Source organism: Poseidonocella sp. HB161398 (assembly GCF_005870025.1).
Taxonomy (GTDB): Bacteria; Pseudomonadota; Alphaproteobacteria; order Rhodobacterales; family Rhodobacteraceae; genus Mangrovicoccus.
The window spans coordinates 1-1167 of the sequence record NZ_VATA01000230.1; the positions used below are offsets into that span (position 1 = coordinate 1).

Below are 1167 nucleotides of genomic sequence, written 5' to 3' on the forward strand. Positions count from 1 at the left end.
AGGCATTGGTCGCCATCGGTTCGAGACCGATGCCGAACGCAGCGCTGCCAGGTCGTGGACAGGACCCGGGCGGTGGCGGCCTTGATGCCCTCATGCGCATCGCTGACCACCAGCTTCACGCCGCCGAGGCCGCGGCGAACCAGGTCGCGCAGGAACTCGGTCCAGAAGGGTTCGGCCTCCGAGGCCCCGATCGCCATGCCCAGCACCTCGCGCCTGCCGTCCGTGTTGACGCCGACTGCGATGGTGACGGCCACGGAGACGATCCGCCCGCCCTGGCGCACCTTGAGGTAGGTCGCGTCGATCCACAGATAGGGCCATTCCCCCTCGATCGGCCGGGTCAGGAAGGCATCGACCCGCTCGTCGATCTCCTCGCACAGGCGGCTGACCTGGCTCTTGGAAATGCCGGTGCCGCCCATGGCCTGCACGAGGTCGTCCATCGAGCACGTCGAGACGCCGTGGACATAGGCTTCCTGGATCACGGCCGTCAGCGCCTTTTCCACCGAGCGCCGCGGCTCGAGGAAGGATGGGAAATAGGACCCCGTGCGCAGTCGGGGAATCCGAAGCTCGACGCTTCCGGCCCGGGTCTGCCAGTCCCGGTCGCGGTACCCATTCCGCTGCGCCAGCCGGTCACCGCTCTTCTCGCCGTACTCGGCACCGGTCTTGGCGCTGACCTCCAGCTCCATCAGCCGCTCGGCGGCAAAGCCGATCATCTCGCGCAGCAGATCCGCATCGCCGCTCTTCTCCACGAGCGCGCGGAGGTCCATCATTGGTTTGGTCATCGGGGAAATCCCTCGGTTCAGGTTGGCTAAGCAACCCGACCCTACCGAGAAACCCGATGGCCACCGCCAGCTACACCACGCATCGGGACATGATCTTCGCTACGCGCCGGACGAACTTCCGCAGCGCGGGAAATGCCGTTGAAAAACTCGCGATCTTGCCCTCGGACCTTCAACTCGAGGGAAGACGTTCCGCGATTGGGCGCAAGTGCTTCGACATCCGATTTCCTTAGCCATGTTTTAGAACAAAGTTCCAACTGTGGGTCCACTCTCGACCGCATCCGGCGTTTTTCAACATTATCCGGGACTTTCCTGTCGTTCGCTGCAGCAGCGAGAAGTCAGCCTTGAAGCTCTCTAATTTCGAGAATCTTCGGTTCATGGAAAGTACTGT

Annotated in this window: 1 protein-coding gene; it reads right to left on the minus strand. The window is 63.2% G+C overall.

The genetic code is table 11. The features are described 5' to 3' along the window. A partial coding sequence (locus tag FGX59_RS36960) for an IS256 family transposase (RefSeq protein ID WP_138473487.1) occupies positions 1-779 on the minus strand: 779 nt, incomplete at its 3' end. Positions 780-1167: the final 388 nt, after the last annotated feature.